The sequence below is a fragment of the Streptomyces albidus (ex Kaewkla and Franco 2022) genome (assembly GCF_013870515.1).
Classification (GTDB): Bacteria; Actinomycetota; Actinomycetes; order Streptomycetales; family Streptomycetaceae; genus Streptomyces; species Streptomyces albidus.
In genome coordinates this window covers 1-5,649 of the sequence record NZ_JACBXA010000318.1, presented here as the reverse complement: position 1 = coordinate 5,649, position 5,649 = coordinate 1, and the positions used below count along the sequence as shown (strand labels likewise).

General features: G+C 69.4%; 5 protein-coding genes. 4 read left to right on the top strand and 1 reads right to left on the bottom strand.

The features are described 5' to 3' along the window. Positions 1-839 (bottom strand): ROK family protein (locus H5J26_RS27725; RefSeq protein ID WP_181768712.1); only part of this gene is annotated, 839 nt, incomplete at its 3' end. A gap of 139 nt (positions 840-978) precedes the next feature. On the opposite strand from H5J26_RS27725, the gene H5J26_RS27720 reads away from it, so the two are divergent. From H5J26_RS27720 to H5J26_RS27705, 4 genes are all read left to right on the top strand, one after another. Beyond that, entirely contained in the window at positions 979-2,298 is a 1,320-nt protein-coding gene (locus tag H5J26_RS27720) for an ABC transporter substrate-binding protein (protein WP_181768711.1), read from the top strand. Positions 2,299-2,308: 10 nt separating this feature from the next. Further along, positions 2,309-3,313 (top strand): carbohydrate ABC transporter permease, encoded by a 1,005-nt coding sequence (locus H5J26_RS27715; RefSeq protein ID WP_181768710.1) that lies wholly within the window; start codon positions 2,309-2,311, stop codon positions 3,311-3,313. After that, positions 3,310-4,230 carry a carbohydrate ABC transporter permease gene (locus tag H5J26_RS27710; RefSeq protein ID WP_181768709.1) on the top strand — a complete coding sequence of 307 codons (921 nt, stop codon included), beginning with the start codon at positions 3,310-3,312 and terminating at the stop codon, positions 4,228-4,230. The genes H5J26_RS27715 and H5J26_RS27710 overlap by 4 nt, the downstream gene beginning before the upstream one ends. A 133-nt stretch (positions 4,231-4,363) precedes the next feature. Further along, positions 4,364-5,649 (top strand): GH1 family beta-glucosidase (locus H5J26_RS27705; RefSeq protein WP_181768713.1); only part of this gene is annotated, 1,286 nt, incomplete at its 3' end.

Below are 5,649 nucleotides of genomic sequence, written 5' to 3'. Positions count from 1 at the left end.
GCCCCCACGTACGCCTCCAGGCAGCCGAGTGCGCCGCAGCGGCAGCGGCGACCACGCACAGTGAGCACGGTGTGGCCCCACTCCCCCGCGCTGCACGTCGCTCCGCCGTAAGGTTTTCCGTCGGTGACGATGCAGGCGCCCACTCCGGAGCCGATCAGGGTGATGACGGCGTCACGCGCGCCGCGCCCCGCTCCGAACCACATCTCGGCCTGCCCCAGCGTCTTGGCGCCGTTGTCGATGTGGAGCGGGACCGCGCCGTGGACGCTCTCCGGCAGCGCGGCGGACTCGCGCAGCAGCGCCTCCAGGGGGACGGATTCCCAGCCGATCGTCTGCCCGTGCACGACGGCACCGCCGTGCGCGTGCTGTTCGACTATGCCGGGAACGCCGATTCCGATGCCCAGCAGCTTGCCCGCCGGGCCGTCCGCACCCGCCAGGACCGCGGCGAGGCCCTTCTCGATGAGCTGGACGACCATGGCCACGTCGTGCCCGCCGTCGGCCAACGGCTGTTCGCTGCGGGCCACTTCGGTGAGGTTGAGGTCGAAGAGCTCGACGCGCACCCGGGTCTCGCCGACGTCGATGCCGATGAGGCACGCGCTGTCCGGTGCGACGCGCAGGAGCGTACGGGGGCGGCCGCCGTCGGAGTCGACCGAGCCCGCCTCCTCCAGGACGCCCTCAGCGAGCAGTTCGGCGGCGACGTTGCTTATGGAGCCGGAACTGAGTCCGGTGACGGGCCCCAACTCCTGACGGCTGAGCGGACCCTCGAAGTAGAGGTGGCGCAGCAGGGCGGCCCGGTTGGTGCGGCGCAGGTCGCGCACCGTACGCCTGTCACGTCCACCCATGAGCCGCTCCTCCGCCTTCGCGCCACCTCTGTCAGAAGTCTTGACGCGCACTTCTCCCACTACTTAACTCACGCTCTAAATTAAGCCGCTGAACCATTCAGAGGTCAAACGCAGCGCCTCGGAGAGGGGCCGACCAGCCATGCGCCGAAGCCGGGCACGTACCGTCGCCACCGCCACACTCGCCGCCGCGCTCACGGCAGTGACCGCCGCCTGCGGGGGCGGCAGTTCGACCAGCGACGAGGGCAGCAACGACAAGCCGAAGGAACTGACCTACTGGGCCAGCAACCAGGGCACGAGCATCGCCCACGACAAGCAGGTGCTCACCCCTGAGCTCAAGCGCTTCGAGAAGCAGACGGGCATCAAGGTCAAGCTCGAAGTCATCCCGTGGGACAGCCTGTTGGACCGCATCCTTGCCGCGACGTCGTCCGGTCAGGGCCCGGACGTGCTCAACATCGGCAACACCTGGTCGGCCTCTCTCCAGGCCACCGGTGCGCTGCTCCCGTGGGACGAGGCGCACCTGGCGAAGATCGGCGGCGCCAAGCGCTTCACGCCCTCCGCGCTGGCCGCCACCGGCGCCGAGGGCAAGGACCCGGCCGCGGTGCCGATCTACTCCCTCGCCTACGGCCTCTACTACAACAAGAAGATGTTCAAGGACGCCGGCATCGACGGACCGCCCACCACCTGGGGCGAGTTGGTGAAGGCCGGCAAGAAGCTCACCGGCGACGGCAAGTACGGACTCGCCGTCGAGGGCGGCGACCCGGTGGAGAACTCGCACCACGCCTTCATCCTCGGCAAGCAGCACGGCGCGGACTTCTTCGACTCCTCCGGCAAGCCCGACTTCGACTCTGCAGGAGCCGTCAAGGCCGTCAAGCAGTACGTCGACCTGCTCGCGAACGACAAGATCGCCGCGCCCGGCAACGCGGAGTACGCGAAGCGCGAGACCATACGCGACTTCGCCACCGGCAAGGCCGGGATGCTGCTGTGGCAGGCGGCGGCGACCAGCATCAAGTCGAACGGCATGAAGCAGGACGAGTACGGAGTCGCTCCGCTGCCCGTGCAGGCCCCCGGCTCGGGTGAGAAGGGCACCAAGTCGATGGTGGCGGGCATCAATCTGGCCGTCTTCAAGAACACCGACAACATCGACGGCGCCATGGAGTTCGTGAAGTTCATGACCTCCGACAAGGAGCAGCGCACCCTGAACGCCGCCTACGGCGCCATTCCCCCGGTGGAGGCCGCCCAGAGCGACAAGGCCTTCGACACCCCCGACTTGAAGGTGCTGCGCGAGGTGCTCAACACCGCCTCCGCGCCGCTGCCGCAGGTACCGGACGAGTCGAAGTTCGAGACGCTCGTCGGCACGGCGACGAAGGAGCTGTTCGCGGACGCCGCAGCCGGCCGGAAGGTGACGACGGAGTCGGTGCGCAAGGAACTCTCCGCGGCCCAGCAGCAGATGCGGAAGTGAGCGTCGTCCCATGACCACGCTCAGCCCTCCCGGCACGTCCCGCACCGAGGACGAGCCGGGGCCGCCCGGCAAGGGGCCCGAACACGTCCGGCGCAGGCGCATCCTCCCCGACCGCCTGCGCCGGGCGGGACTGCCCTACCTCCTGCTGCTGCCGGCGCTGATCCTGGAAATCCTCATCCACCTGGCCCCGATGGCGGTCGGCGTCGTGATGAGCTTCAAGGAGCTCACGCAGGAGTACATCCGCAACTGGGACCTGGCGCCCTGGGCGGGCACCGACAACTTCCGCATCGCCGTCGACGTGAACGCGCCGGTCGGCGAGGCCCTGCTCGACTCCTTCCTGATCACCTGCGCGTTCACCGTGCTGGCCGTCGGACTGGCCTGGCTGCTGGGTGTGACGGCCGCGATCCTCATGCAGGAGACCTTCCGCGGCCGGGGCCTGCTGCGGGCGCTGTTCCTGACGCCGTACGCGCTGCCCGTCTACACCGCCGTCATCACCTGGTCCTTCCTGCTCCAGCGGGACGACGGCATGGTCAACCACGTCATCCACGACCAGTTGGGGCTCACCGACTCCGAACCGTTCTGGCTGATCGGGGACAACAGCTTCATCGCCCTGGTCGTCGTCTCCGTGTGGCGCACCTGGCCCTTCGCCTTCCTCATCCTGATGGCGGCGCTTCAGAACATCCCCAGGGAGCTCTACGAAGCCGCCCAGGTCGACGGGGCGGGCATCCGGCAGCAGATCCGCCGCATCACGCTGCCCTCGCTGCGGCCGGTCAACCAGGTGCTCGTGCTGGTCCTGTTCCTGTGGACCTTCAACGACTTCAACGTGCCGTACATCCTCTTCGGCAAGTCGGCACCCGAGGCGGCGGACCTGATCTCGATCCACATCTACCAATCCTCGTTCGTCACCTGGGACTTCGGCTCCGGATCCGCCATGTCCGTGCTCCTGCTGCTGTTCCTGCTCGTGGTGACGGGCTGCTACCTGCTGGCGACCGGCCGGGGGAGGAAAGCACGATGACCGGGACCCGGGCCCCCGCTGCCGCAACTCCCCTTCAGGGCACAGCCGTTCCAAGGGGCAGGCCGAAGGCGTCCCCGACGGCGCCGCCGCGTTCCTTCGTCTGGACGCGGCGCATCGTGCTGACGCTGCTCGCCGTCTTCGCGGCCACACCGCTGCTGGTGATGCTGAGCAGCTCGCTCAAGCCGCTCCAGGACGTCTCGGGCGGCTTCCGCTGGATTCCCACGCGGGTGACCGTCAGCCCGTATCTGGACATCTGGAGCACGGTCCCGCTGGCCGACTACTTCGTCAACTCGCTGATCGTGGCGGGCTCTGCGACCGGCGCCTCCGTCCTGATCGCGACGTTCGCCGCCTACGCCGTCAGCCGGTACCGCTTCCGCGGCAAGCGGCTGTTCACGGTCACGATCCTCTCGACGCAGATGTTCCCCGGCATCCTCTTCCTGCTGCCGCTCTTCCTGATCTTCGTCAACCTCGGCAACGCGACGGGCATCGCACTGTACGGCTCACGCGGCGCGCTCATCGTCACCTACCTCACCTTCACGCTGCCGTTCTCGGTCTGGATGCTGATCGGCTACTTCGACTCGATCCCGCGCGACCTGGACGAGGCGGCGCTCACCGACGGATGCGGCCCGCTCGGCGCCCTGTTCCGCGTCGTGGTGCCCGCCGCCGTGCCGGGCATCGTCGCCGTCGCCGTCTACTCCTTCATGACGGCGTGGGGCGAGGTCCTGTTCGCCTCCGTGATGACGAACGAGGCCACCCGCACCCTCGCGATCGGCCTCCAGGGCTACTCCACGCAGACCCAGGTCTACTGGAACCAGGTCATGGCCGCCTCGCTGGTCGCGAGCGTGCCCGTCGTCGCCGGGTTCCTGCTGCTCCAGCGCTATCTCGTCACAGGTCTCACCGCCGGCGCCGTCAAGTGAGCGCCACAGGCCGCGACTTGCTGCGGTGAACCCGGGCTCCGGCCCCGGCACCGCCCGTACGGAAGGGAAGTCCGTGTCCGAATCCTTCGCCGCCTCCGCCCCAGCGCCGTCACCCGCCTCGGCGCACTCCGCGCTGTCGCTGCCCCCCGACTTCCTCTGGGGCGTGGCCACTTCGGCATACCAGATCGAGGGCGCCGTCGACGAGGACGGCCGCTCGGAGTCCATCTGGGACACCTTCTGCCGCGTTCCGGGTGCCGTCGCGGGCGGTGAGACCGGTGACGTGGCGTGCGACCACTACCACCGCTGGCGTGAGGACATCGGGCTGATGAAGCAGCTGGGCGTGGACGCCTACCGCTTCTCCCTCGCCTGGCCCCGCGTCGTGCCCGGCGGCGACGGAGAGGTCAGCGCGCCCGGCCTCGCCTTCTACGACCGGCTGACCGACGCGCTCCTCGAAGAGGGCATCACCCCCTTCCCGACGCTCTACCACTGGGATCTGCCGCAGGTCCTCCAGGACCGCGGCGGCTGGCCCGCACGGGAGACCGCGGAGCACTTCGCCGCGTACGCCGCGGCGGTGGCCGAGCGGCTGGGAGACCGCGTCCAGCACTGGGCGACCCTCAACGAGCCGCTGTGCTCTGCGTGGATCGGTCATCTGGAAGGGAAGATGGCGCCCGGTCTGACCGACATCACGGCGGCCGTGCGCGCCTCGTACCACCTGCACCTGGGACACGGGCTGGCCGTGCAGGCCATCCGCGCGGCCGTCCCGGACGCCCAGGTCGGCATCGTCAACAACCTCACGCACTGCGAGCCCGCCACGGACCGCGAGGCGGACGTCGCCGCCGCGCGCCGCGCGGACGGGCACGTCAACCGCTGGTGGATGGACCCGCTGCACGGCCGGGGCTACCCGGCGGACATGCGGGAGCTGTACGGCGTTGAACTCCCGGAGAAACCCGGGGACTTGGAGACCATCGCGGCCCCTCTGGACTGGCTGGGCCTGAACTACTACTTCCGCAGTCTCGTCACCGACGAGCCCGGCGGCCCGCTCCCCCGCGCGCGGCAGGTGCTTCTGCCGGGCGCCCGGCGCACCGCCATGGACTGGGAGGTGCACGCCGAGGGGCTGACGGAGACGCTCCTGCGGATGACCGACGACTACGGCGCCCGCTGCCTGTACGTCACCGAGAACGGCTCGGCCTACCCCGACGTCGTGGGCCCCGGCGGGCAGATCGACGACCCCGAGCGCACCCGCTATCTGGAGGAGCACCTCGCGGCGTGCACGAACGCCGTCAACCGAGGGGCGCCGCTTGCCGGTTACTTCGCGTGGTCGCTGCTGGACAACTTCGAGTGGGCCTACGGCTACGACAAGCGCTTCGGCCTCGTGCACGTCGACTACGCCTCGCAGCGGCGGACGATGAAGGGCAGCGG

Bases quoted from the DNA above. Each gene is read 5' to 3' on its own strand.
- H5J26_RS27720 (WP_181768711.1), top strand. From the start codon at position 979: ATGCGCCGAAGCCGGGCACGTACCGTCGCCACCGCCACACTCGCCGCC.
- H5J26_RS27715 (WP_181768710.1), top strand. From the start codon at position 2,309: ATGACCACGCTCAGCCCTCCCGGCACGTCCCGCACCGAGGACGAGCCG.
- H5J26_RS27710 (WP_181768709.1), top strand. From the start codon at position 3,310: ATGACCGGGACCCGGGCCCCCGCTGCCGCAACTCCCCTTCAGGGCACA.